The organism is Pseudogulbenkiania sp. NH8B (assembly GCF_000283535.1).
Classification (GTDB): domain Bacteria; phylum Pseudomonadota; class Gammaproteobacteria; order Burkholderiales; family Chromobacteriaceae; genus Pseudogulbenkiania; species Pseudogulbenkiania ferrooxidans.
Window position 1 is genome coordinate 3,324,497 of the sequence record NC_016002.1, and the last position, 22,656, is coordinate 3,347,152.

Annotated in this window: 24 protein-coding genes and 3 tRNA genes; 4 read left to right on the forward strand and 23 right to left on the reverse strand. The window is 62.4% G+C overall.

Annotation, left to right across the window (positions count from 1 at the left end):
* Positions 1 to 2: 2 nt before the first annotated feature.
* From gspG to ndk, 16 genes are all read right to left on the reverse strand, one after another.
* Entirely contained in the window at positions 3 to 416 is a 414-nt protein-coding gene (gspG, locus tag NH8B_RS15265) for a type II secretion system major pseudopilin GspG (protein ID WP_173387084.1), read from the reverse strand.
* 412 nt (positions 417 to 828) lie between these two features.
* Positions 829 to 2,124 carry an adenylosuccinate synthase gene (locus NH8B_RS15270; protein ID WP_008955083.1) on the reverse strand — a complete coding sequence of 432 codons (1,296 nt, stop codon included), beginning with the start codon at positions 2,122 to 2,124 and terminating at the stop codon, positions 829 to 831.
* A gap of 34 nt (positions 2,125 to 2,158) precedes the next feature.
* Positions 2,159 to 3,310, reverse strand: coding sequence for an ATP phosphoribosyltransferase regulatory subunit (locus tag NH8B_RS15275; RefSeq protein WP_014088082.1), 1,152 nt, complete (start codon positions 3,308 to 3,310; stop codon positions 2,159 to 2,161).
* 100 nt (positions 3,311 to 3,410) lie between these two features.
* On the reverse strand, positions 3,411 to 4,292 hold the full coding sequence (hflC, locus tag NH8B_RS15280) for a protease modulator HflC (RefSeq protein WP_041703026.1): 882 nt from the start codon (positions 4,290 to 4,292) through the stop codon (positions 3,411 to 3,413).
* A 3-nt stretch (positions 4,293 to 4,295) separates the two neighbouring features.
* Positions 4,296 to 5,510 (reverse strand): FtsH protease activity modulator HflK, encoded by a 1,215-nt coding sequence (gene hflK, locus NH8B_RS15285; protein ID WP_014088084.1) that lies wholly within the window; start codon positions 5,508 to 5,510, stop codon positions 4,296 to 4,298.
* Positions 5,497 to 6,633, reverse strand: a complete 1,137-nt coding sequence (gene hflX, locus NH8B_RS15290; RefSeq protein ID WP_014088085.1) for a ribosome rescue GTPase HflX — start codon at positions 6,631 to 6,633, stop codon at positions 5,497 to 5,499. The genes hflK and hflX overlap by 14 nt, the downstream gene beginning before the upstream one ends.
* 87 nt (positions 6,634 to 6,720) lie before the next feature.
* Positions 6,721 to 6,981, reverse strand: a complete 261-nt coding sequence (gene hfq / locus NH8B_RS15295; RefSeq protein ID WP_008955078.1) for an RNA chaperone Hfq — start codon at positions 6,979 to 6,981, stop codon at positions 6,721 to 6,723.
* A 246-nt stretch (positions 6,982 to 7,227) separates the two neighbouring features.
* On the reverse strand, positions 7,228 to 8,619 hold the full coding sequence (gene der, locus NH8B_RS15300; protein ID WP_014088086.1) for a ribosome biogenesis GTPase Der: 1,392 nt from the start codon (positions 8,617 to 8,619) through the stop codon (positions 7,228 to 7,230).
* A gap of 12 nt (positions 8,620 to 8,631) precedes the next feature.
* A complete protein-coding gene (gene bamB / locus NH8B_RS15305) occupies positions 8,632 to 9,774 on the reverse strand; it encodes an outer membrane protein assembly factor BamB (RefSeq protein ID WP_014088087.1) in 1,143 nt (380 codons plus the stop codon).
* A gap of 3 nt (positions 9,775 to 9,777) precedes the next feature.
* Positions 9,778 to 10,407 carry a YfgM family protein gene (locus NH8B_RS15310; RefSeq protein ID WP_014088088.1) on the reverse strand — a complete coding sequence of 210 codons (630 nt, stop codon included), beginning with the start codon at positions 10,405 to 10,407 and terminating at the stop codon, positions 9,778 to 9,780.
* 19 nt (positions 10,408 to 10,426) lie between these two features.
* Positions 10,427 to 11,698 carry a histidine--tRNA ligase gene (gene hisS / locus NH8B_RS15315; protein ID WP_008955074.1) on the reverse strand — a complete coding sequence of 424 codons (1,272 nt, stop codon included), beginning with the start codon at positions 11,696 to 11,698 and terminating at the stop codon, positions 10,427 to 10,429.
* Positions 11,699 to 11,727: 29 nt separating this feature from the next.
* Positions 11,728 to 13,008, reverse strand: coding sequence for a flavodoxin-dependent (E)-4-hydroxy-3-methylbut-2-enyl-diphosphate synthase (gene ispG, locus NH8B_RS15320; protein WP_014088089.1), 1,281 nt, complete (start codon positions 13,006 to 13,008; stop codon positions 11,728 to 11,730).
* Between the two features lie 12 nt (positions 13,009 to 13,020).
* The gene (locus NH8B_RS15325) at positions 13,021 to 13,902 is read right to left on the reverse strand and encodes a RodZ domain-containing protein (RefSeq protein ID WP_014088090.1); all 882 of its coding nucleotides are present in this window, start codon (positions 13,900 to 13,902) and stop codon (positions 13,021 to 13,023) included.
* Positions 13,902 to 14,639, reverse strand: a complete 738-nt coding sequence (gene pilW, locus NH8B_RS15330) for a type IV pilus biogenesis/stability protein PilW (RefSeq protein WP_148282994.1) — start codon at positions 14,637 to 14,639, stop codon at positions 13,902 to 13,904. Before pilW ends, NH8B_RS15325 begins: the two co-directional genes overlap by 1 nt.
* A complete protein-coding gene (gene rlmN / locus NH8B_RS15335; protein WP_008955070.1) occupies positions 14,636 to 15,730 on the reverse strand; it encodes a 23S rRNA (adenine(2503)-C(2))-methyltransferase RlmN in 1,095 nt (364 codons plus the stop codon). Before rlmN ends, pilW begins: the two co-directional genes overlap by 4 nt.
* A 60-nt stretch (positions 15,731 to 15,790) precedes the next feature.
* Positions 15,791 to 16,216: a nucleoside-diphosphate kinase gene (gene ndk / locus NH8B_RS15340; protein WP_008955069.1), complete on the reverse strand. Its 426-nt coding sequence runs from the start codon at positions 16,214 to 16,216 to the stop codon at positions 15,791 to 15,793.
* A gap of 130 nt (positions 16,217 to 16,346) precedes the next feature.
* Between ndk and NH8B_RS15345 the strand changes: the two genes are divergently transcribed.
* Entirely contained in the window at positions 16,347 to 17,132 is a 786-nt protein-coding gene (locus tag NH8B_RS15345; RefSeq protein ID WP_014088092.1) for an SPOR domain-containing protein, read from the forward strand.
* Positions 17,133 to 17,292: 160 nt separating this feature from the next.
* On the opposite strand, the gene NH8B_RS15350 is transcribed toward NH8B_RS15345, so the two are convergent.
* The 3 genes from NH8B_RS15350 to NH8B_RS15360 all read right to left on the reverse strand — a co-directional run bounded on the left by NH8B_RS15350 (position 17,293) and on the right by NH8B_RS15360 (position 17,654).
* Positions 17,293 to 17,368: transfer RNA gene (locus NH8B_RS15350), tRNA-Thr, on the reverse strand.
* A 58-nt stretch (positions 17,369 to 17,426) separates the two neighbouring features.
* Positions 17,427 to 17,503 (reverse strand) — tRNA-Pro (locus NH8B_RS15355).
* 74 nt (positions 17,504 to 17,577) lie between these two features.
* Positions 17,578 to 17,654 (reverse strand) — tRNA-Pro (locus tag NH8B_RS15360).
* Between the two features lie 93 nt (positions 17,655 to 17,747).
* Here NH8B_RS15360 and NH8B_RS15365 point away from each other — a divergent pair.
* Entirely contained in the window at positions 17,748 to 18,749 is a 1,002-nt protein-coding gene (locus NH8B_RS15365) for a recombination-associated protein RdgC (RefSeq protein ID WP_014088093.1), read from the forward strand.
* A 336-nt stretch (positions 18,750 to 19,085) separates the two neighbouring features.
* Here the strand turns inward: NH8B_RS15365 and bfr are convergent, their stop codons facing one another.
* Positions 19,086 to 19,553 carry a bacterioferritin gene (gene bfr / locus NH8B_RS15370; protein ID WP_014088095.1) on the reverse strand — a complete coding sequence of 156 codons (468 nt, stop codon included), beginning with the start codon at positions 19,551 to 19,553 and terminating at the stop codon, positions 19,086 to 19,088.
* 217 nt (positions 19,554 to 19,770) lie between these two features.
* Here bfr and dcd point away from each other — a divergent pair, with 217 nt between their 5' ends.
* Positions 19,771 to 20,340 carry a dCTP deaminase gene (gene dcd, locus NH8B_RS15375; protein ID WP_014088096.1) on the forward strand — a complete coding sequence of 190 codons (570 nt, stop codon included), beginning with the start codon at positions 19,771 to 19,773 and terminating at the stop codon, positions 20,338 to 20,340.
* 344 nt (positions 20,341 to 20,684) lie between these two features.
* Complete coding sequence (locus tag NH8B_RS15380) at positions 20,685 to 21,167, forward strand: glutathione peroxidase (RefSeq protein WP_008955063.1); 483 nt, start codon at positions 20,685 to 20,687, stop codon at positions 21,165 to 21,167.
* 105 nt (positions 21,168 to 21,272) lie between these two features.
* Here the strand turns inward: NH8B_RS15380 and NH8B_RS15385 are convergent, their stop codons facing one another.
* From NH8B_RS15385 to NH8B_RS15395, 3 genes are all read right to left on the reverse strand, one after another.
* Positions 21,273 to 21,584, reverse strand: a complete 312-nt coding sequence (locus tag NH8B_RS15385; RefSeq protein ID WP_014088097.1) for a hypothetical protein — start codon at positions 21,582 to 21,584, stop codon at positions 21,273 to 21,275.
* Between the two features lie 188 nt (positions 21,585 to 21,772).
* Positions 21,773 to 22,090, reverse strand: coding sequence for a hypothetical protein (locus NH8B_RS15390; RefSeq protein WP_232503483.1), 318 nt, complete (start codon positions 22,088 to 22,090; stop codon positions 21,773 to 21,775).
* Between the two features lie 140 nt (positions 22,091 to 22,230).
* Positions 22,231 to 22,644 (reverse strand): YchJ family protein, encoded by a 414-nt coding sequence (locus tag NH8B_RS15395; RefSeq protein WP_014088098.1) that lies wholly within the window; start codon positions 22,642 to 22,644, stop codon positions 22,231 to 22,233.
* Between the last annotated feature and the right edge of the window lie 12 nt (positions 22,645 to 22,656).

The following is a 22,656-nucleotide window of genomic DNA, read 5'->3' on the forward strand; positions in this document are numbered from 1 at the left end:
TCCTACCAGTTGCCGATGTCAGCATCCTCGCCGCTGCCACCGGCTTGCCCATCCTTGCCGTAGCTGAACAGATCGTATTCACCGTGCTCACCCGGCTTGCGGTACTGATAGGCGGTGCCCCACGGATCCAGCGGAACCCCCTTCTTCAAGTACGGCCCCTCCCATTTGGGCTCGTCGCTGGGCCGGGTATAGAGCGCATTCAGGCCCTGTTCAGAAGAGGGATAATGGCCCGTGTCGAGGCGGTATTGGTCCAGGGCCTTCTCCAGCGCATCGATCTGCGCACGCGCCGTCTTGACCTCAGCCTTGCCCACCTGGGCGAAGTAACGCGGGGCGACATAGCCCGCCAGCAGACCGATGATCACCATCACCACCAGCAGCTCCAGCAAGGTAAAGCCTCGCTCCAGGCGGTGTTTCATGACACAGGACACCCGCTCTGCCTCCACGCCCTCGCTCCTTCCAGCCGTCTTGGAGTCTGGGGCATCTTTCAGCGCCCCTCGCTGCTGACACTCCAAGTTTTCACAATTTATTACTACACTAACGACAGAAACCACATTGATCTCGTTATAGGTGCCCCCCCCGCTTTTTTCTATAGATGAATTGTGATTTAAATCATTTTTAAAGAAATGACGTTGGATAGCCCTTACTCATTTGACAGAAAGTGCCCTCCCCCTGCCGCCACCCGATTCAGCCGTGCGCCGCCTCCGCCAGGGGCGACAATAACCGGCCTGGGAACGAAACCGGGAACGAATGCCGGCCCGGAAGGCGGCACCAGGGTAAAAAAAAAACGGACCCCGTGGGGTCCGTTCTTCGGCCAACCTCGCAACAGTCTTACAGACCGAACGGGTGACGCATCACGATGGTCTCTTCGCGGTCCGGGCCGGTGGAGATGATGTCGACCGGCGCCTCGCAGATTTCGGCGATGCGGGTCAGGTAGGCGCGCGCGTTTTCCGGCAGGTCATCCCACTTCTTCACGCCGAAGGTGGAATCGCTCCAGCCCGGCATGGTTTCGTAGATCGGCTCGCACTTGGCCACGGCTTCCGAGCCGAACGGCAGGATGTCCACTTCCTTGCCGTCGATCTTGTAACCGACGCACAGCAGGATCTCTTCCAGGCCGTCCATCACGTCGAGCTTGGTCACGCACAGGCCGGACACGCCGTTGATCTGGATCGAGCGCTTCAGCGCGGCGGCGTCGAACCAGCCGCAGCGACGCGGACGGCCGGTCACCGAGCCGAACTCGTTGCCGCGCTTGGCAAGGAAGGCGCCGATGTCGTTTTCCTGCTCGGTCGGGAACGGGCCGGAACCGACGCGGGTGGTGTAGCCCTTGACGATGCCCAGCACGTAGTTGAGCATCTGCGGCGCCACGCCGGCACCCGGAGCGGCCGCACCGGCCACGCAGTTGGACGAGGTCACGAACGGGTAGGTGCCGTGGTCGATGTCGAGCAGCGTGCCCTGGGCACCCTCGAACAGCAGCGGCACGTCGGCCTTGTTCAGCTCGTACAGCGTGCGCGACACGTCGGCCACCATCGGCTTGATGCGCTCGGCCAGCTGCATGGTGGTTTCCAGCGTGGACGTGAAGTCCACCGGCTCGGACTTGAAGTACTGGGTCAGCTGGAAGTTGTAGTAGTCGAGGTTTTCCTTCAGCTTGGCGGCGAAGAGCTCGGCATCGAACAGGTCGATCACGCGCAGCGCGCGGCGCGCCACCTTGTCTTCGTAGGCCGGGCCGATGCCGCGACCGGTGGTGCCGATCTTGCCGGCGCCCTTGGCCGCTTCACGCGCCTGGTCCAGTGCCACGTGGTACGGCATGATCAGCGTGCAGTTCTCGGCGATCTTCAGGCGCGAAGCCACGTCGATGCCGGCGCTTTCCAGCTCGTCGATCTCCTTCAGCAGCGCCTCCGGCGACAGCACCACGCCGTTGCCGATGAAGCAGTCCACGCCTTCGCGCAGGATGCCGGACGGGATCAGGCGCAGCACGGTCTTCTTGCCACCCACCACCAGGGTGTGGCCGGCGTTGTGACCACCTTGGAAACGCACCACGCCACGGGCGTGATCGGTCAACCAGTCAACGATCTTGCCCTTGCCTTCGTCACCCCACTGGGTACCGATCACGACAACGTTCTTGGACATTGGAAAGAACCTCTTCTCTGTCAAACACTAAAACTCAGTTAAACGGAACCACCTGCCAGCCATCGGCGGCCAAGACCAGCTCGCGGTCGCAATCCAGCGCCACGGCCGATTCCCCCAGGTAATCGATGATGACCCGCTCGCCGCCGGCACGCAGCGCGGCCACGGCGTCACGCGCGGCGGCCAGGTCGCGCGCCTGCACGCGGATGCCCTGCGCGGCGTCGCGCTCGGGCAGGATACGCACCAGGTCGCGCAGGTCGAGACTGAAGCCGGTCGCCGGGCGAGCCCGGCCGAACTTGCGGCCGACGTTGTCGTAACGTCCACCGCGCGCCAGCGCCTCGGACCAGCCGGGGGCGTAGGCGGCAAACATCAGGCCGGTGTGGTAGAAATCGCCGCGCAGCTCGGCCAGATCGAAGCTCAGCTCCACCTGCCCGTCCAGCGCGTTGGCGATAGCGGTGAGCTGCATCAGCCCCAGTTCCACCTCCGGCAGCGACGGCAGCCGGGTGCGCGCCTTGTCGAGCACCTGGCGCGGGCCATACAGCTCCGGCAGGGCGAGGAAGGCGCTCTTGTACGGCTCAGCAACCTCGGCCACCAATTCGCGCACCGTGGCGATGTCCTTGGACTGCAAGGCACCGAACAGCTCGCGCGTGTCTTCGGCTGCGAGGCCCGCCGCCGCGGCCAGGCCGCGGAAGATGGCGATGTGACCGACGTCCAGGCGCAGCTTGTCGACCCCGACCTGGCGCAGCGTGGCCAGCATCAGCTCGATGATCTCGAGGTCGGCCTCGATGCCGGCGTAGCCGTACAGCTCGGCCCCGACCTGCAAGGGCTCGCGCGAACTCATCAGGCCGCTCGGGCGGGCGTGCACCACGCTGCCGGCATAGCACAGCCGGGTCACGCCGGTGCGGTTGGACAGCAGATGGGCATCGATACGCGCCACCTGCGGGGTAATGTCGGCGCGCAGGCCGAGCTGGCGGCCGGACAGATGATCGTCCAGCTTGAAGGTCTTGATATCCAGCGCGCTATCGCCTTCCGACACCAGGGCATCGGCGTATTCGATCAGCGGCGGCAACACCAGCTCGTAGCCGGCCGTGCGGAACAGCTCCAGCATGGCGGCCTTGGCCGATTCGACCTGGCGAGCGGTGGCGGGCAGGATATCTGCAATATGTTCGGGGAGCAGCCAGTTGCGCATAAGTACTCAGTACAGAATAAAAGGCGGGGGTGGTTGCCCCGCCTTGCCGTCAGCAAACCGGCCGAAAACGTCTCGGCCGGTCACGATTATCGTCAGATTGTTATTTGGCCTTGCCGGCCACCTGCGGGCTCTTCAGGTAACGGAAGAACTCGCTGGACGGATCCAGCACCAGCACGTCGCTCTTGTTCCTGAACGACTCCTTGTAGGCGTCCATGCTGCGCCAGAAGGCGTAGAACTCGGGGTTCCTGCCGTAGGCTTCGGCGTAGATCGCCGCCGCCTTGGCATCACCCTCGCCCTTGACCTGCTGCGCCTTGTTATAGGCTTCCGCCAGGGTCACCTCGCGCTTGCGGTCGGCTTCGGCACGGATGCGCTCGGCCTCGGCGGCGCCCTCGCTACGCAGCTGGCTCGCCACGGTACGGCGCTCGGACTGCATGCGGTCGTAGACCGAACTGCTGATTTTATCCGGAAAATCGACGCGCTTTAAGCGCACATCGAGAATTTCTACCCCGATTTTACGCGCATCCGCGTCGGCACGCTTGCGAACAACCTCCATGACTTGATCGCGCTGCCCGGAAATGACATCCGCAACGGTCTTCTGGCCGAATTCGGCGCGCAGGCCGTCGTTGATGGTCTGTCGCAGACGCGCCACGGCCGCCGCCTCGTTGCCGCCGACGCTCTTGTAGAACTGCTCGACATTGATCACGCGCCACTTCACGAAACTGTCGACCAGCACGTTCTTCTTCTCGCGCGTATTGAACAGTTCCGGCGTCTCGGCGTCGATGGTCTGCACCCTACGGTCGAAATAGCGCACATCCTGCATCAGCGGCACCTTGAAGTGGATGCCCGGCTGCGTAACGATCTTCACCACTTCGCCAAACTGGAACAGCAGGGCGAACTGGCGCTGGTCAACGGTAAACAGCGACAGGCTGGCCAGCAACAGCAGGCCGCCGATCGCCACGACTACAGATACCATTCTTTCCATGGCTTAGCGCTCCGCTCCGAACATGTCACGTCCCCGGGTCACATCCCGTCCTTCCCGCGGCGGAGTGGCCGCAGCAGGCGGTGCGCTCGGTTCGGCACGGGAAGGCGCCGGCGCCGCGGGGGCCGGGCTGGCCGGAGCGGCCGCGGCACCGTTGCCCGGTCCGGTCGACTGGATCAGCTTGTCGAGCGGCAGGTAGAGCAGGTTGCTGCCCCCCTTCTGGTCCACCAGCACCTTGCTGCTGCTGGTCATGATCTGCTGCATCATGTCGAAGTAGAGCCGGTCGCGCATGACCTTGGGCGCCTTGTTGTACTCGGACAACACCTGCTTGAAGCGGGCGGCATCGCCCTCGGCGCGCGCCACGACGCGCTGCTTGTAGGCTTCGGCCTCCTCGGTGAGACGGGCGGCCAGGCCCTCGGCCTTGGGCACCACGTCGTTGGCGTAGGCCAGGCCCTCGTTGCGCAGCTTGTCCTTGTCCTGGCCCGCCTTGACCGCGTCCTCGAACGCCGCCTGCACCTCTCCCGGCGGCTGCACGTCGTTGATGTTCACCTTGGCGATGTGCACGCCCAGGGCGTAGCGGTCGACCACGCTCTGGATCAGTCGCTGCGTTTCCGCCGCGATCTGGGCGCGCCCCTCGTTGAGCACGAAGTCGACCTTGTTGCGGCCGACAATCTCGCGGATCGCGGTCTCGGCGGCCTGCTTGACGATGTCCTTGGCGTCGCGATCGCCGGTGGCATTGTTGAACAGGAACGCCCTGGCGTCGCGCACGTCGTACTGTACCGAGAGCTGCACATCGATGATGTTCTGGTCCTCGGTCAGCATCAGCGACTCTTCCGGCACCCGGTTCTTGGCGCTGCTGCGATAGCCCACCTCGATGCTGCGCACCTCGGTCAGATTGACGATCTCCACCTTCTCGAATGGGTACGGCAGGTGCCACTGCAGACCCGCTTCAGTAGTGTGGTGATAACGCCCCAGACGCAGCACCACGCCCTCTTCGCGCGCATCCACCACGTAAAAGCCACTGGCCAGCCACAGCGCCACCACCACGCCCAATGCGGCGCCGACGCCCCCCTTGAACGCGGCGCGCGGCTCCGGTGCCTTACCGGACGGCTTGGCCCCCAGCAGGCGGGCCAGTTTCTGGTTGAGTTTACGGAACAGTTCGTCAAGGTCCGGCGGTCCGTCGTTCGGACGCCGTCCCCACTTGGGATCATGCTGCGACATTATTGTTTCTATCTTCGCTAGGGTGAGGGGGGGCAAGCAGCTGCACCCGTTCAGCAAGAGCCTCGCGCAGGAGTTCCAGGCCGTCCCCGGTCAGCGCCGAAACCCGCACCGCCTGCGGCAGGTTGTCGGCGTCGCGCTCGATGAGCGGCTCCAGTCCACGCAGATCGCTCTTGTTCCAGACGATCAGCTGTGGAATCTCGTCGGCGCCGATTTCCTCCAGCACGCGGTTGACCTCTTCGATCTGCATGTCGCGCATTGGGTTGGCCGAATCGACCACGTGCAGCAACAGATCGGCCTGCACGGTTTCTTCCAGCGTGGCGCGGAAGGCGGCCACCAGCGTATGCGGCAGATCGCGGATGAAGCCCACCGTGTCGGACACCACGATCGAGGCCTGCTCGTTCAGGTATAACTTGCGGCTGGTGGTGTCCAGCGTTGCAAACAGCTGGTCGGCGGCGTAGCTCTTGGCCTTGGTCAGCGCGTTGAACAGCGTCGACTTGCCGGCGTTGGTGTAGCCCACGATCGACACCGAGGCGATGCCGTTGCGAAGGCGCCCGCGGCGCTGCGTCTTGCGCTGCTTCTGCACCTGCTCCAGCCGTGTTTTAAGCAGCTTCACGCGGTTGCCGAGCAAGCGGCGGTCGGTTTCCAGCTGGGTTTCACCCGGACCGCGCAGGCCGATACCGCCCTTCTGCCGCTCCAGGTGGGTCCAGCCGCGCACCAGTCGTGTCGCCAGATGCGACAATTGCGCCAGTTCGACCTGCAGTTTGCCCTCATGGCTACGCGCGCGCTGGGCGAAGATGTCCAGAATCAGACTGGAGCGGTCGATCACCCGGCATTGCAGCACGCGCTCGATGTTGCGCTCCTGACCGGGCGAGAGCTGATGGTTGAAGATCACCACGTTGGCCGAAGTCGCGCGCACCAACGCCGCGATTTCCTCGACCTTGCCCTTGCCTGCAAAGAGGGCCGCATCGGGACGCTGGCGCTTGCCATGGATCAGACCCAAGACTTCGACGCCAGCACTCTTGACGAGATCGACGCACTCATCAACGTTTTCCTGGAAATCGGGGTCACCGAAATCCAGGCACACGATGATGGCCTGATCACCTAAATCGGGACGGTCAAACACCTGAGATAACCGGACTCACAAAAAGAAAGGCTGGAAGGCCCCCGTTCATGGGGAACCCGGCCAACCTTTCGGGGTTTGCGTAAGCAATCAAGCGTCTTGCTGCTCGGACTTCTGAGTAGCAGGCTGCTCGTGCGGAATGGATACCGGGCGGGCCGGCACGACGGTGGAGATGGCATGCTTGTAAACCATCTGGGTTACCGTGTTTTTCAAGAGGACCACATACTGGTCAAAAGACTCGACCTGGCCTTGCAGTTTGATACCGTTAACCAGATAAATGGACACCGGCACATGTTCCTTGCGCAGGGTGTTCAGGAACGGGTCTTGTAACATTTGCCCTTTAGAGCTCATTCGTTTTCTCCGAATCGATGATTGTTGTATTGAAAATCTTGTATCAGCCCGACCACTAGAACCAGCTATCTTTCTAGCAGAAAAGCGGCGGGCGTACTACGAACCAGTTTCAACAGACAGGCGAGCCGCGGCGGTGTGAACACCGCCGCAGCCCGGAAACTATTCGGCACCTCTCAGGCCGGGGACTCCCGGCCACACTGCGGCCAACACCGCGACAACCCGGTCCGATACGGCCAGCGACGCGCCTCAAGGCTTGTTGCGCAGCTTGCCCTTCTTGCCCAGCGTCACCAGCTTGCCGGGCTTGCCGCCCTTGCTTTCCTTCTCGCTGTCGAACGGGTTTTCCGCCGACTTGAACTGCACCCGCAACGGCGTTCCTTGCAATTTGAACACTTTGCGGAAGGTATGTTCCAGGTAACGGGTGTAACTATCCGGCACCTTGGTCAACGCGTTGCCATGGATCACGATAATCGGCGGATTCATGCCGCCTTGGTGAGCATAACGCATTTTCGGCCGCACCTGCCCGACCCGCGGTGGCGCCTGGCGCTCAACCGCCACCTCCAGCACCCGAGTCAGCTTGGGCGTTGCCAGCTTGACCATGGCGGCGCGGTAGGCTTCGTCGATCGACTTGAACAGGTCGGCGATGCCGCGCCCCTCGATGGCCGAGATGAAATGGAACTTGGCAAAGTCGAGGAAACCCAGCTTGCGCGCGATCTCGCGCTTGACCAGTTCCTTCTGCTCGGTATCGATGTTGTCCCACTTGTTGACCGCCACCACCAGCGCCCGCCCCGCCTCCAGCGCAAAGCCGGCGATGGTGGCATCCTGCTCCGAGATATCGAGTTGGGCATCCAGCACCAGAACGGCCACATTGGCATCCTCGATGGCCTTCATGGTCTTGATCACCGAAAACTTCTCGATGGTCTCGTTGACCTTGCCGCGGCGGCGCACCCCGGCCGTATCGATGATGGTATAGGTGTGGTCGTCGCGCTCGAAATCAATGTAGATGCTGTCGCGCGTGGTCCCAGCCTGGTCGAACGCGATCACCCGCTCTTCGCCCAGGATAGCGTTCACCAGCGTCGACTTGCCGACGTTGGGGCGGCCGATCACGGCGAACTTGGGATGGCGTACCTCCTTCTCGTCGGTGGCGGCCGGGAACGGCTCGAGCACCATCTCCATCAGCTCGCGCACGCCGTCGCCATGCGCAGCCGAGATCGCCAGGGGCTCGCCCAGCGCCAGCTCGTGGAATTCGGCACCCGCGATCGACTGGCTGATGCCCTCGGCCTTGTTGACCACTAGGAATACCGGGCGATCGTTCTGGCGCAGGCGATTGGCAATGATCTTGTCCTGCGGCGTGATGCCGGTACGGCCGTCGACCAGAAACACGATGGCATCGGCCTCGTCGACCGCCTGCAGGGTCTGGCGAGCCATTTCGAACAGGATGCCTTCGTCCACGACCGGCTCGAAGCCACCGGTGTCGACCACCAGGTAAGGCTTGTCGCCGACGCGGCCATGGCCGTAATGACGATCGCGGGTCAGACCCGGCTGATCCGCCACCAAGGCATCCCGGCTGCGGGTCAGGCGGTTGAAGAGGGTCGATTTGCCGACGTTGGGTCGGCCGACCAGGGCTACAGTTGGTTTCATCAAGAGACTGCTTTATTCCAGTGACAGCATGGCCAGGCGACCGTTACGGCCCAATACCAGCGCCGTATCGCCCAGCGATACCGGTTGTCCGGTCAGACGTTCGGTCCCGACCTTGGTGCGACCCACAATGCGGCCGCTGTCAGCGGCGACCAGATGGGCATATCCTTCGCCATCCGTCACCAGCACGTAGCGGCCCAGCATGGCCGGACCCGACACGTTGCGATACTTCAGATCATCCAGCTTCCAGATGTTGCGGCCGGTACTGCGGTCGAACGCCCACAGACTGCCATCGTCGCCGGTAACATACACATTGCGCGCATCGACCGCCAGCCCGTGGCTGGACGACACGTCACGCGCCCACAGCAGGTTGCCGCCGCGTGCTTCGAAGCAGGCCACGCGGCCCTGGAACGCCACGGCGCACACCTGGCCGGCGTCGAACACCGGGCGCGACACCACGTCAGTGACGCGTTCCAGTTCGGTGGCCCCGCGCGGACTGGCCACACTGGCCTCCCACAGCACGTTGCCGTTCTTCGGGCTCAATACCACCAGACGGCCACCGGCCTGGCCGGCCAGAATGGCCTCGTCCCCGGCACGCTGCAGCGAGCCATTGTTTTCCACCGTCAGCTGCGGCAAGACACGGGACACCGACCACAGCTGCTTGCCGTCGGCCAAAGCGAAGCCGGTTACCCGGCCGTCGTTGGTGCGCACCGTGACCACCTCGCTGCCGGCCTGCGGCGCTTCCAGTGCCAGGCTGGTCAGCGTCTGCTCCCAGCGGACCGCACCGCTGGAACGATCGACCGCCAGCAGGCGGCCATCGGTGGTCGGCACCAGCACCAGCGTGTCGGTCACGCCGGGGCCGGCACTCAGCTCGCGCTTGAGAGCCAGTTCGCTGACCTTGCGCCCGCTCAGGGCGTCGAATACCTCGATGTGGCCACGGGCCTCGGCCACCACCACGTTGCCGTTCTGGTAGACCGGCAGGAAACCGCCATGGGCGACATCGCCGACCGAGTCGGACCATTTGAGCTTGAGCGGCTGCTCCACGCGCACCGCCTGCAACGGCGTCGGCTCGACACGTGTGGAGCTGGTAAACCAGCTGGCGCAGCCAGACAGCACGCTGGCGGAAATCAGGGCAGAAACCAGTACACGACAGCGCATCGCTCAGCCTCCCAGGGCATCAAGTTTGGTCTGAATATACTGCCGGTTGGGCGAATCCCCCCCCAGCTTGGCCAAGGCCGAGCGGTACTGGTCACGCGCGGCTTTGCTGTCGCCCTTGGCGGCGTAAACATCGCCTTTCAGGTCGAGAAACAGGGCATCGTAGGCACTGACATGCTCCTGGTTCAGCTCGGCAATGGCGGCGTCGTAGCGCTTTTCATCGAGCAGCACCGCCGCCAGACGCAGGCGAGCTACCGCCTGCAAGGCAGGCTCCTTGGCATGCTCCGCGGCCCAAGTCAGCTGCGACTTGGCCAAGGCCAGATCCTGCTTGTCGAAGGCGGTCTTGGCCGCCAGCAAGGCGGCACGGCTGGCGTAGGCGGTGCGCCCGTAATCGCTCTGCAACACTGACATCGAGCTCTTCATCTTGGCCAGGTCGCCCGCCTGCGCCGCGCCCGCCACCTCGTCGTAGACGGCCGAGGCCTTCTCGGCCTGCGACTGCTGGTAGTAGGTCCAGCCCTTGGTACCCAGGTAGCCCAGCGCCGCCGCCAACACCGCCGCCGAGATCCACTTGCCCCACTGCGCCCAGAAGGCCTTCAGCTCGTCGATCTGTTCTTGTTCTTGCAAGTCGAACGCCATCGCGTTCCCCCTTATGTTTTCAAGCCTTGATTCGGGTGATGGTTTCGGCCACCGCTGCCAGCGCGACGGTTTCCTGAGCGGCCTCGAGGCGCAACGGCTTGACCACCGCCGTGGCGTTGGCCACTTCGTTTTCACCGACGATCACGGCAAACTGCGCGCCACAGCCGTCGGCCTTTTTCATTTGCGACTTGAAACTGCCTTCGCCGCAGTGCTGAATCACCGACAGGCCGGCGGCACGCAGGCTGGCCGCCAGCTGCATGGCGTACAGCGGCGCGCCAGCACCCTGCTGCACCAGGTAGACGTCCACCCCGCGCGATGCCGGCAGGCGGTTTTTTTCCTGCAACAGCAGCATCACCCGCTCCAGACCCATGCCGAAGCCGATGCCGGGAGCCGGCTTGCCGCCGAGTTGCTCGACCAGACCGTCGTAACGACCACCGGCACACACCGTACCCTGCGCTCCCAGCTCGGTGGTCACCCATTCGAACACCGACTGGTTATAGTAGTCGAGCCCGCGCACCAGACGCGGATTCTCCACGTAGCGGATGCCGAGGCCGTCGATCATTGCTTTCCAGCCCTCGTAATGGGCACGCGACTCATCGCCCAAATAGTCGGTGAGACGCGGCGCGGCATTGCAGATTTCCTGCAATGCCGGGTTCTTGGTATCCAGCACGCGTAGCGGGTTGCTGTAGAGGCGGCGCTTGCCGTCCTCGTCCAGCATATCGTGATGGCGCTCGAGATAGGCAATCAGCGCCTCGCGATGTGCTGCACGCTCGTCCTTGTTGCCCAGGGTGTTGAGCTGCAGCTCCACGCTGTCGGCCAGGCCCAGGCGCTTCCACAGGTCGGCCGTCATCAGGATGATTTCGGCGTCGATATCCGGCCCGGCAAAGCCCAGCGCCTCGATGCCGATCTGGTGGAACTGACGATAGCGCCCCTTCTGCGGACGCTCGTGACGGAACATCGGACCCATGTACCACAGACGCTGCGTGGCGTTGTACAGCAGGTTGTGCTCGACCACGGCACGCAGGGTGCCGGCGGTGCCCTCCGGGCGCAGCGTCAGGCTGTCGCCGTTCAGGCTGTCGGTGAAGGAATACATTTCCTTCTCGACGATATCGGTCACTTCACCGATGGAACGCACGAACAGCCGGGTTTCCTCGACGATCGGCGTGCGGATGTTCTGGTAGCCGTAATCGGCCAGCCAGCCGCGCAGGATGTTCTCGAAATACTCCCACTGGTGCGAATCGGCCGGCAGCACGTCGTTCATGCCGCGAATGGCCTGGATCTTTTGCGTCATTGCTCGCTTCTTCTCAGTCTTTATTCGGTTCAGCCGACCGTCTTGATCGGTATCGTGCGCACGACGGAGTCGCGCCGCTTGGCGCCCCCTTCCCCGTAGCGGGTGCGCACGTAATCGTCGACCAGCGCCTTGAAATCGGCGGCGATGGTATCGCCCTTCAGGGTCACGCTCTTCTCGCCGTCGACATAGACTGGCGCCACCGGCACTTCGCCGGTGCCCGGCAGGGAAATGCCGATGTCGGCCAACTTGCTCTCGCCCGGGCCGTTCACCACGCAGCCCATCACGGCCACTTTCATGTCTTCGACGCCCGGGTATTGCAGGCGCCACACCGGCATCTGCTCGCGCAGATAGCTCTGGATGCTGTCCGCCAACTCCTGGAAGAAGGTGCTGGAGGTGCGGCCGCAGCCGGGGCAGGCAGTCACCAGCGGGGTGAACGAGCGCAGCCCCATGGTCTGCAGGATTTCCTGCGCCACCACCACTTCCCGGTTGCGCGACTCGCCCGGCGCCGGGGTCAGCGAGATGCGGATGGTGTCGCCAATGCCTTCCTGCAGCAACACCGACAGCGCCGCGGTCGAGGCGACGATGCCCTTCGAGCCCATGCCGGCCTCGGTCAGGCCCAGGTGCAGCGGAAAATCGCAGCGCCGGCCAAGATCGCGGTACACCGAAATCAGGTCCTGCACATGACTGACCTTGCACGACAGGATGATCTTGTCGGCCGGCAGCCCCAGTTCCATCGCCTTACCCGCGCTCTCCAGCGCCGACACGATCAGCGCCTCGCGCATTACCGCGTCCGGTGCCAGCGGCTCGGCACGACGGCTGTTCTCGTCCATCAACCGTACCGCCAAGGCCTGGTCCAAACTGCCCCAGTTGACGCCGATACGCACCGGCTTGTCGTACTCGATAGCGGCACGGATCATGTAGGCGAACTTGTCGTCGCCCTTGGCGCCCTTGCCGACGTTGCCGGGGTTGATGCGGTACTTCGCCAGGGCACGCGCGCAATCGGGATAGTCGCGCAGCAGACGCTCGCCGTTGAAGTGGAAGTCGCCCACCAGCGGCACGTTGCAGCCCATGTCGTCGAGGCGTTGACGCACCTCGGCGACCGCCGCTGCTGCCTCGGGGGAGTTCACCGTGATGCGCACCAGCTCCGAGCCGGCTTCGGCCAACTCGAATACCTGCTGGGCGGTCGCAGCCGCATCGGCGGTATCGGTATTGGTCATCGACTGCACCACCACCGGCGCCTCGGAGCCGACAATAACATGCCCCACTCGTACCTGACGGGTGGGGCGTCGCGCGATCAGCACGCTATCCATGTGACAGATTACCTACTTGAGTTCTAGTCTGGCGGTGGTACCGCGAATCTTGCCGGTCATCACCACCGGTTGGCCGTTGAAGGACACCTCGACCTGTGTGGCGTTGCCGACCGTGAGCTTGAACGGGGGCTGGCCGACCACTTCTTTGGCGGCACCAGCCTTGAGCGTCTCAAACACCAGTTTCTTGCCGCTGCCATCGATCACCGACACCCAGGCATCCTGCTTGGCGATCAGCTTGACCGTGCCGCCCCCCGCCGTGGGCGGCGCGGAGACGGGAGCGGATGCCGGCGCAGCCGCCACGGCGGGAGCCGGCTTGGCAGCTGGGGCGGGAACGGGCGCGGGAGCCGTCACCGCAGCCGATGCGTCCTTGACAGACTCGGCCTCGACCGGGGCCGAAGCCGTCGGCTGTTCGGTCAGCATCGGGGCCAGGTCCTGTTTGGCTTCGTCCTTGGCCGGCTCGGACCCGGGGCGGGCAAACCAGAAGGCGCCGGCAGCCAAGACGACCACCAGCACCAGCAGGATCGCCCTCTTTCCCAGCAGTCCGGACGTTTCCTCCGGTTCGCTGACCACGGAAGCCGCCTCGACCTCCTTGGAGAGATTCGCCACTTCCTTGACGGAAGAGGGGAACCGTTCCTCCAGCCGTGCCATCAAGGGTACGGCATCCAGGCCCAGAAACCGGGCGTAATTACGTACGAAGCCACGAACGAAGGCGGCACCAGGCAACGCCTCGAAACGGTCGGCCTCGATCGCCTCCAGTTGCTTGAGCGACAGCTTAAGCCGGTCCGCCACCTCACCCAGGCTAAGACCGGCGGCCTCACGGGCCGCCTTGAGCGCTGCCCCGACGCTATCGCGGTCTGGCGGCAGGGTACTATTCTGTTCGGTTTGAGATTCCATCAAAGACCACTCAACAACTCTTGCGTTTCTTTCGAATCGGGATATCGGCTCTTGAGCCTTGCGGCATAGAGATCGGCCTTGCCCTGCTCATTGGTCTTGCGGGCGATTTTCACCCCCAACAACAACACGTCGGCCGGCATCTCGCCAACGTTGTCGGCCAGGCGATCGAAATAGAACGCGGCCAGTTTGGCGTTACCTTGACCAAAGTGCAGCGCCGCCAGTTCCTTGAGCGCGGGCGGATAATTAGGAGAAACGCGCAGGGCTGACAATAGATAGTCGTTAGCCTGGGCTTTCTGCCCCAGCAAGGCACTGCACCGCCCCAGGTTCAGGTAGGCGGTCTGCGGGGTGTCGTACAGCGGATTGGCCAGGGCCTTGGCAAAATAGCCCATGCCGTCCTGAGCACGCCCGTGGTCGCACAGGAATTCGCCGTAATTGTTATTGGCTTCCGGATTGGCGGGCTCCATCGCCAAGGCCTTCTGGTAATTCTGCTCGGCGTCGCCATCCACCTTCAGCAAGGTCAGCACATAGGCCTTGGCCAGGTAAGCCGGCACGTAGCGCTGATCGGCGGCGATGGCCTGATCGGCGGACAGCAGCGCCGCCTTGTAATTACCGACCCGGGAATACTCCACGGCCAGTTGGGTGCGAATCTGAGCCAGTTCGTTGGTCGGTGCGGCAGCAAATACAGTCATGCCAAAAGCCATCAAGCATCCAGCAAGCCACATTTGCCCTTTCTTCATGCCGCACCATCCTCCTCGATTCGGATCCACTTTGTCTTGCGTCGCGTCTTGTCCTGCACCTGCCCCGCCAACTGGCCGCAAGCGGCGTCGATATCGTCGCCACGCGTCTTGCGCACCGTCACCACATACCCCGCCTCTTGCAGTATCTCCCGGAAGCGATGAATGGCGTTGTTGCTGGAACGCTCGTAACCCGAGTTCGGGAACGGATTAAACGGGATCAGGTTGAACTTGCACGGCACATCTTTCACCAGCTCAATCAACTGGCGAGCATGTTCGGGTCTATCGTTGACATCGTCAAGCATCACGTACTCGAACGTCACGAAGTCCCGCGGGGCCTTTTCCAGGTAGCGCTGGCAGGCTGCCATGAGTTCGCGCAGCGGGTATTTCTTGTTGATGGGCACGATCACATCGCGAATGGCATCGTTCGGTGCATGCAGACTGACGGCCAGCGCCACCGGGCAGGCTTCGCGCAGACGGTCCATCTGCGGCACCATGCCAGAGGTCGACACCGTGACGCGACGACGGCTCAAACCGTAGCCGTGGTCGTCCAGCATGATCTGCAGCGCCGACACCACGTTGTCGAAGTTGGCCAGCGGCTCGCCCATACCCATCATGACCACGTTGGAGATGACGCGTTCATTCTTCGGCGTCACTCCCATGGCCTTGTTGGCCCACCACAGCTGCCCGATGATCTCGGCGGTCGACAGGTTACGGTTGAAACCCTGGCGGCCGGTGGAGCAGAAGGTACATTCGAGGGCGCACCCCACCTGGGATGATATGCACAAGGTGCCGCGATCATCCTCAGGGATGAACACGGTTTCGACACCGTTGCCGGTGCCGACGTCGAGCAGCCACTTGCGGGTACCATCACTGGAAGCCTGTTCGACCATCAGGTCGGGCACGCGCACCTCGGCCGACTCGTGCAGCTTGCAACGCAAGCTCTTGGCAATGTCGGTCATGGCGTCGAAATCGGCCTCGCCCATCTGGTGCATCCAGCGCATCACCTGCTTGGCGCGGAACGGCTTTTCGCCCATCGCGGCAAAGTGATCGGTCAACTGGGCCAGATTGAAGTCGAGCAGGTTGGTTTTCATGCAATCCTCATTGACAGGGCAGCCGCCATGGCGGCCACCCCGGTACAGCGATACGGCTAATTAACGCGAGCAAACTTCGGAAGCGGCGAAGAAGTAGGCCACTTCGATAGCAGCGTTTTCAACGCTGTCGGAACCGTGTACGGCGTTGGCATCGATCGACTCGGCGAAATCGGCGCGGATGGTACCGGCGTCGGCTTTCTTCGGATCGGTCGCGCCCATCAGTTCGCGATTCTTCAGGACGGCATTCTCGCCTTCCAACGCCTGGATCATGACCGGGCCGGAGATCATGAAGCTCACCAGGTCGTTGAAGAAAGGACGCTCTTTGTGCACGGCGTAGAAGCCTTCGGCTTCGGCGCGCGACAGTTGCTTCATTTTGGCGGCGACAACTTTCAGGCCGGCCGACTCGAAACGATCGTAGATCTTGCCGATAACGTTTTTCGCTACGGCGTCCGGTTTGATGATGGACAGAGTGCGTTCAATTGCCATAAAAAATCTCCCTAATTCCAAGACAAATGGCTAAACTAGTTTGCAGCCTAGCCATTCGGGCTACCCAATTCTGAGGAACCCGGTACTTTACCAGCCTTTTCAAGCCTTTGCTGCACAAAATTTAAGCACAATGAGCCCAGACACCCAGACACCCCCTCCGCCCAAAGGCGGCGAAGAAAAAGATATCAGTCGAAAACTGAAGAAGCGTCTGCTCATCGCCGGCGGCCTGGTAGCGCTGGCGCTGGCCGCTATCCCAGTTCTGGACCATTTCGGCAAACGCGACGAAGTCGCCATGACGGCCACCGAACCACAAGGCAGTTCGGGCAAGATCGCCAATGTCGCGTCAGCCCCTGCGACAGAGCCCCCCGCCGCGATTGAAAGCAGCGCACCGGCCGCGATGGAAGCCAGCCAGCCCACGCCGCAAGCGGCCCCGGCCAGCCCGACTCCATCGGGCCATATCGCCCCGCCCGCTCCGGACACCAGCAAGACCCCCGGTGTCGCGGCCATCCATGCGAAAGCGCCGACCATCCCGCCCCAAGCCAAGGCACCGATCATCACTCCCGCGCCAACGGCCAAAACGGCTCCGGTGGCAAAAGAAGAGAGCAAGGAGGAGAGCAGCGTACCCCCTCAAGCCTTCAAGCCAGAGCCCCAGAACGAACCTCTCCCTGTGCCTGCGCCCGTCAGCAAGGCCAGACCGGCAGGCTCCTCGCTGGGCTACAAGGTGCAGCTCGGCTTGTTCACCAGCCTGGGCAACGCGCAGAAACTGATCGAGACTCTCAAGGCCAACGGCATCGAAGCCCACACCGAGACGAAGGTGCACGTCGGACCATTCCGCACCCGAGCCGAAGCCGAGGAGACCATGAGCAAGCTGCGCCAACTGGGCTACAGCCCCTTGCTAGCGCCGCTGACTCAATAACCCCCGCCGCCAAGAATCACCGGCAAGACACGACTCGCGGCCGACAAACACTGCCCAGGCACCGCCGCGACAACACGCTCAGCAAGCCCTACGGCAGCGGGCTCAGGCGAAACAAACGGAAATAAAAAAAGCCTGGCATTGCCGCCAGGCTTTTTCTATATGGTGCCGGTAAGAGGAGTCGAACCCCCGACCTTCGCATTACGAATGCGCTGCTCTACCAACTGAGCTATACCGGCAAACCAAACTTGGTAAAAAAGCCTTGACGTATGCTGCGCATCAAGGCTTTTTTGAATCTGGTCGGGGTGAGAGGATTCGAACCTCCGGCCTCTACGTCCCGAACGTAGCGCTCTACCAGGCTAAGCTACACCCCGATTTCTGAATAAAATTCAGAGGAAACACATTTTACAAAAATCATTTGATATCCGCAAGCGTTTTATCAAATTTGTGGTCGGGGTGAGAGGATTCGAACCTCCGGCCTCTACGTCCCGAACGTAGCGCTCTACCAGGCTAAGCTACACCCCGATTCCGATTTTTGCGACTCCAAGTTATTCACCGTCAGGCACCACTTCTGCGATACAATATTCGGCCTCAGAGGACGCGCATTATCGGGCAAATATGTGGTTTAAGCAACTATCTTTTTATCGTTTGAACGGGGATGCCATCCCCGAAGTGGCGCAACTGACTGATGCACTGGAGAAAAAACCGTTTCTTCACTGCAGCGGCCTGGACTGGTTCAGCGAGGGCTGGGTGACCGCTGCAGGCCACCAGGAGTCGCCGGTGTACAGCGCCCGCGGCTGCCAGCTGGTCGCCCTGAAGCGCGAAGACAAGGTTCTTCCGGCATCGGTAATCCGCGAGTTTGTCGACGCCAAGGTAGCGGAGATCGAGGACAAGGAACTGCGCAAGGTCGGCCGCAAGGAAAAGCTGGCCCTCAAGGAACAGGTGACCGACGACCTGCTGCCACGCGCCTTCGTGCGCAGCCACCGCCTCAACGCTTACCTGGATGGACGCCGACAATGGCTGATGGTGAATTCCGCCACTGCCAGCAAGTCGGAGGCCCTGGTCAGCAAGTTGCGCGAAGCGCTGCCGCCCTTCCCCGCCGCCTTGCCGCGTACCCAGATCGCCCCCCATACCGCGATGACGGCCTGGTTGGCCGAAGGCGAGGCACCGGCCGGTTTCGAACTGGACGCCGAATGCGAGCTGAAGGACAGCAACGAAAACGGCGCGGTGATCCGCTGCACGCGTATGGACCTGACTGCCGATGAAATCCGCCAGCACATCGCCACCGGCAAGCAGGTGACGCGGGTCGGCCTGATCTGGCGTGAACGTATCCGTTTCGTGCTGACCGACACGCTGCAGCTGAAACGCCTGCAGTTCCTCGATGTCCTGCAGGAAGAAGCGAGCCAGGCCGGGGACGATCGCGACAGCCTGTTCGAGGCCACCTTCACACTGATGGTGGAAGAGCTGGGTGAACTGGTGGACGAGCTGGTCGAGGCCCTGGGTGGGCTGGAAGAAGCGCAGCAGGCCAGCTCGGCCGCGGCGCCTCCCCCGGCTGCCTCCGCGAGCGCGGCAACCCGCACGGAAGCGACGGAAGCGGTGGATGTGCCGTGGGAGGAATGAGAGCGTTATAGCCCTCAACCGAAAAGAGCCGGAAATCCGGCTCTTTTTTTACTGATAGCCCCCCTGGTCAGCTTACCGGGGTATTGCCGCGCCCCTCCCATGTGACGCGGGGCACGCCGTAACGGAGACATGGGGCAATAGGCACGGTGCCGTGGACGAGGTGAAGGAAGCGCCGACCCGCTTGTGCCTGCCCCAGGACGGGTCGGCGCATTCGCTGCGGCCACGCCTTGCCGAACAGATCACGCACGGGCGAGATCCCCCTAAGGGTTAGCGCTGCCATGGCCAGAAACAGACGGGGGACGTGGGCTCCCCTGCCCCTTTCTGCCCACCTTGGCCTTACATGCGCGACTGCTGATAGTTTTCCAGGCCGGTCAGCTCGATCAGCTTGAGCTGCTGTTCCAGCCAGTGCGCGTGATCGTTTTCAGTCTCCTCCAGCAGCAGCATCAGCTCGTTGCGCGTGACGAAATCCTGCACGCTCTCGCAGTGTGCGATCACTGACTTGAGCAAGTCGCCTACTCGGTACTCGACCTCGAGATCACTTCGCAGCATGGCCGGCACGTCCTGGCCGACCACGATGGGTACGCGCTTCGCCACGCTCGGGACACCGCCGAGGAACAGGATGCGGGCAATGAGGATGCGGGCATGTCCCAGTTCATCCTCGCGCTCATGGTCGATGCGTTGGAACAGCTGCTGCAGCCCCTGATCCTTGTACATTTCGGCGTGGATGAAGTACTGGTCGGCGGCCGACAGTTCCTCGGCCAGCAGAACGTTCAGCAACTCGATGGTTTTGGGGTGACCTTGCATGTGTAGACGTCCTCGGACAGGCAGAGCCGGGGGCGAGCCGGCGCTTGCCAAAGTGAATAAAATCAGGGCGAATTGTAGGGTGACGAAGGCGTATTGTCAGCAAAACACCGCCCCATCCGGACTAGCTCGTCGGTACACTGGCCTAGATGGCGGACGGAAGGGTAAAATCTGCCGATCGTCACTCTCCCCCAGCGCCTTCCCGAGCGCCCTTCCGACAATGAGCATCAAATCCGACAAGTGGATCCGCCGCATGGCTGAGCAGGACGGCATGATCGATCCGTTCGAACCGAACCAGGTCAAGATCAGCGAAGGCCAGAAGATCATCTCCTATGGCACCTCGAGCTACGGCTACGATATCCGCTGTGCCGACGAATTCAAGGTATTCACCAACATCAACAGCACCATCGTCGACCCGAAGAATTTCGACCCGAAGTCGTTCGTCGAAGTATCGGGCGATGGCTATTGCATCATTCCGCCCAACTCGTTCGCGCTGGCGCGCACCGTGGAGTACTTCCGCATCCCGCGCAGCGTGCTGACCGTGTGTCTCGGCAAATCGACCTACGCGCGCTGCGGCATCATCGTCAACGTGACGCCGTTCGAACCGGAATGGGAAGGTTATGTCACCCTGGAATTTTCCAACACGACTCCGCTGCCAGCAAAAATTTACGCCAACGAAGGCGTTGCACAGGTGCTGTTTTTCGAGTCTGACGAGGAATGCGCGGTGTCCTACCGCGACCGTGACGGCAAGTACATGGGACAAAGCGGGGTCACCCTGCCGAAACCGTGAATACGCCGGTTTTCAGCCCAGCCCTCCCGCCCGCCCGGCGGGATTTTTTTTGTGCTTTCGGGGTGCAAAAGTGACTCGCAATTTCCGGCAGGTGAACTACGATAAACACTAGGTTCTCAATGGTTTATCGAAGGCAAACACGCAAGAATGTGTGGGCAAACCTTTCTTACTGGGGCGTTGCGGTTCCCCCTTGCCGCTCGTCCCTTTTTTTATGCCAAAACATGTATTTGGTATAAATCTAGTTCGCCGTTACCGAGACGCACGGCCGGCCTGCCACCGCACCCGCTAGGAAGCGGGGCCACTACTGGCTACCATGCAAGGCCGTTCACCCACGACACCCGATCATGTCCGCCCCACTCTACGCCTTCAACTTCACCCTGCTGGATGGCTCTCCGGCCAAGCTTCAGGACTACGCCGGCAAGGTTATCCTGGTGGTGAATACTGCCAGCCAGTGCGGCTACACCCCACAATACGCAGGCCTGGAGGCGCTGTACCGGCGCTACCGCGATCGCGGGCTGGTGGTCATCGGTTTCCCCTGCAACCAGTTCGGCCGGCAGGAGCCTGGCAGCGATGCTGAAATCGGGGCTTTTTGCCAGAAGAACTACGGCGTGAGTTTCCCCATGGCGAGCAAGGTGGACGTCAACGGCGCCACCGCGCACCCATTGTGGCATCACTTGGTGCGGGCCAAGCCGGGCCTGCTGGGCACACGCCGCATCAAGTGGAATTTCACCAAGTTCCTGATCGACCGCCAGGGCCACATCGTGGCGCGCCACTCGGCGCTGACCAAGCCGGAAGCACTGGCCAGCAAGATCGAAGCCTTGCTCTGACCGGATAGCCGCTGATCAAGACGTAGCAGTAAAGACGACACAAAAAAACCGGCAAGCCCGCCGGTTTTCTTGTGGCCTGTTCACTGCTGAAATGGTCGGGTACCGCTAGAGTTCCTCGCTGGCGATCCCGACGCACGGGTCGTTGACCAGTTGTTCTGCGGCCGCGGCCAGCTTGTCGAGGTCATCGTCCAGATGTTCCTGCAAATCGATGCAGGCCGCCCGCAGGATGGCACTGGCCAGCTCGGCGGGCTCGCAGCTGAATACCTGCGCCAGCGCCCGCAATTCGCCGCAGGTTTCGTGATCGATCGGAACCGACAGGTCCCGCGTGGCCACCACATCCAGTACGGCCTTGGCACAACGCCCCTGCTCGCGGCAGTGCTCCAGACGGGTGACCAGTTCATCCAACGCCTTTGCCATCATCTTCGCTCCTAAAACTGAAAGAAAATGCTTTGCAATGCCGAACAAATGCCCGGGCCGCGCAAAGCAGGCCGCTCTGCGCTGTTGACCTGTATTGATTCAGATCTTTTCACGTCCAATACGGCAGCCATCACGGCCGGAAGCGCCGTCCGTGTGGTACCGACCGATGCGGGGCGAACAAGAAAAGCTCAAGTACCGCCGCTGTTGAAAACGACGCTGGGATTATTTTCTGGCCGGCTGGCGTCCAGAATGACCTGGCACTCCTGCTGCACCTTGCCGAGCAGCGCTTCGCCGAGATGATCTTCCAGATCGACGATGGCAGCATTCAGGATGGCGCCTGCCAGACATTCCGGAGTGGTGTGCAGCACATGCGCCATCGCCTCGAGCTGCAGACTCAGGTCGGCGCGCACGGGCGCCTTTACCAGGCGAATGGCTGAACTGGAAAGGTCGCAGGACGGCTCGTTCTGGCCTGTCGACTGCGAAAAACCGGACAACAACTGCTCCATGGCGTTACCCATTTTCCCCCTCTCACACGCTTTACTAAAACGTCCCTTCTAACAATAGGACAGCAGGAGGGAAACGCCACGATGGATAGGAAAAAAACGGGCGTGCCCTCCGGGCGATAGTATATGCCAATAGAATGGATTTAGTACTCGTGCAGTGCGCCGTCGAGATAGAACCAGCGGCCGTCATCGCGCTGGAAACGGCTGGTTTCATGCAGGCGATGGGCTCGCCCGCCCACCTTGTAGTGGGCCACGAACTCCACGATGCCGGTCTGGTCGTTCACCCCGCCCTGCTCGGTGCGGCGGATGTCCAGGCCCAGCCATTTCACCTTGCCGGCATCGTCGGCGAGGTCGAGCCCGGCCGGACGCGTGGCCTCCTGCCAGGTCGCCAGCAGATAGGTTTCGCATCCCAGGGTGTAAGCGGTATAACGCGAGCGCATCAGCGCTTCCGCCGTCGGAGCGCCGCACTCGGGGTGCTCGATGAAGAGGCCGCAACAGTCGGCATAAGGATGGCGACTGCCGCAGGGGCACAATGTCGTGGATGGCGTTTTGGCCATGGCTCATTCCAG

Bases quoted from the DNA above. Each gene is read 5' to 3' on its own strand.
- gspG (WP_173387084.1), bottom strand. From the start codon at position 416: ATGAAACACCGCCTGGAGCGAGGCTTTACCTTGCTGGAGCTGCTGGTG.
- NH8B_RS15270 (WP_008955083.1), bottom strand. From the start codon at position 2,124: ATGTCCAAGAACGTTGTCGTGATCGGTACCCAGTGGGGTGACGAAGGC.
- NH8B_RS15275 (WP_014088082.1), bottom strand. From the start codon at position 3,310: ATGCGCAACTGGCTGCTCCCCGAACATATTGCAGATATCCTGCCCGCC.
- hflC (WP_041703026.1), bottom strand. From the start codon at position 4,292: ATGGAAAGAATGGTATCTGTAGTCGTGGCGATCGGCGGCCTGCTGTTG.
- hflK (WP_014088084.1), bottom strand. From the start codon at position 5,510: ATGTCGCAGCATGATCCCAAGTGGGGACGGCGTCCGAACGACGGACCG.
- hfq (WP_008955078.1), bottom strand. From the start codon at position 6,981: ATGAGCTCTAAAGGGCAAATGTTACAAGACCCGTTCCTGAACACCCTG.
- der (WP_014088086.1), bottom strand. From the start codon at position 8,619: ATGAAACCAACTGTAGCCCTGGTCGGCCGACCCAACGTCGGCAAATCG.
- bamB (WP_014088087.1), bottom strand. From the start codon at position 9,774: ATGCGCTGTCGTGTACTGGTTTCTGCCCTGATTTCCGCCAGCGTGCTG.
- NH8B_RS15310 (WP_014088088.1), bottom strand. From the start codon at position 10,407: ATGGCGTTCGACTTGCAAGAACAAGAACAGATCGACGAGCTGAAGGCC.
- hisS (WP_008955074.1), bottom strand. From the start codon at position 11,698: ATGACGCAAAAGATCCAGGCCATTCGCGGCATGAACGACGTGCTGCCG.
- ispG (WP_014088089.1), bottom strand. From the start codon at position 13,008: ATGGATAGCGTGCTGATCGCGCGACGCCCCACCCGTCAGGTACGAGTG.
- NH8B_RS15325 (WP_014088090.1), bottom strand. From the start codon at position 13,902: ATGGAATCTCAAACCGAACAGAATAGTACCCTGCCGCCAGACCGCGAT.
- pilW (WP_148282994.1), bottom strand. From the start codon at position 14,639: ATGAAGAAAGGGCAAATGTGGCTTGCTGGATGCTTGATGGCTTTTGGC.
- rlmN (WP_008955070.1), bottom strand. From the start codon at position 15,730: ATGAAAACCAACCTGCTCGACTTCAATCTGGCCCAGTTGACCGATCAC.
- ndk (WP_008955069.1), bottom strand. From the start codon at position 16,216: ATGGCAATTGAACGCACTCTGTCCATCATCAAACCGGACGCCGTAGCG.
- NH8B_RS15345 (WP_014088092.1), top strand. From the start codon at position 16,347: ATGAGCCCAGACACCCAGACACCCCCTCCGCCCAAAGGCGGCGAAGAA.
- NH8B_RS15365 (WP_014088093.1), top strand. From the start codon at position 17,748: ATGTGGTTTAAGCAACTATCTTTTTATCGTTTGAACGGGGATGCCATC.
- bfr (WP_014088095.1), bottom strand. From the start codon at position 19,553: ATGCAAGGTCACCCCAAAACCATCGAGTTGCTGAACGTTCTGCTGGCC.
- dcd (WP_014088096.1), top strand. From the start codon at position 19,771: ATGAGCATCAAATCCGACAAGTGGATCCGCCGCATGGCTGAGCAGGAC.
- NH8B_RS15380 (WP_008955063.1), top strand. From the start codon at position 20,685: ATGTCCGCCCCACTCTACGCCTTCAACTTCACCCTGCTGGATGGCTCT.
- NH8B_RS15385 (WP_014088097.1), bottom strand. From the start codon at position 21,584: ATGGCAAAGGCGTTGGATGAACTGGTCACCCGTCTGGAGCACTGCCGC.
- NH8B_RS15390 (WP_232503483.1), bottom strand. From the start codon at position 22,090: ATGGAGCAGTTGTTGTCCGGTTTTTCGCAGTCGACAGGCCAGAACGAG.
- NH8B_RS15395 (WP_014088098.1), bottom strand. From the start codon at position 22,644: ATGGCCAAAACGCCATCCACGACATTGTGCCCCTGCGGCAGTCGCCAT.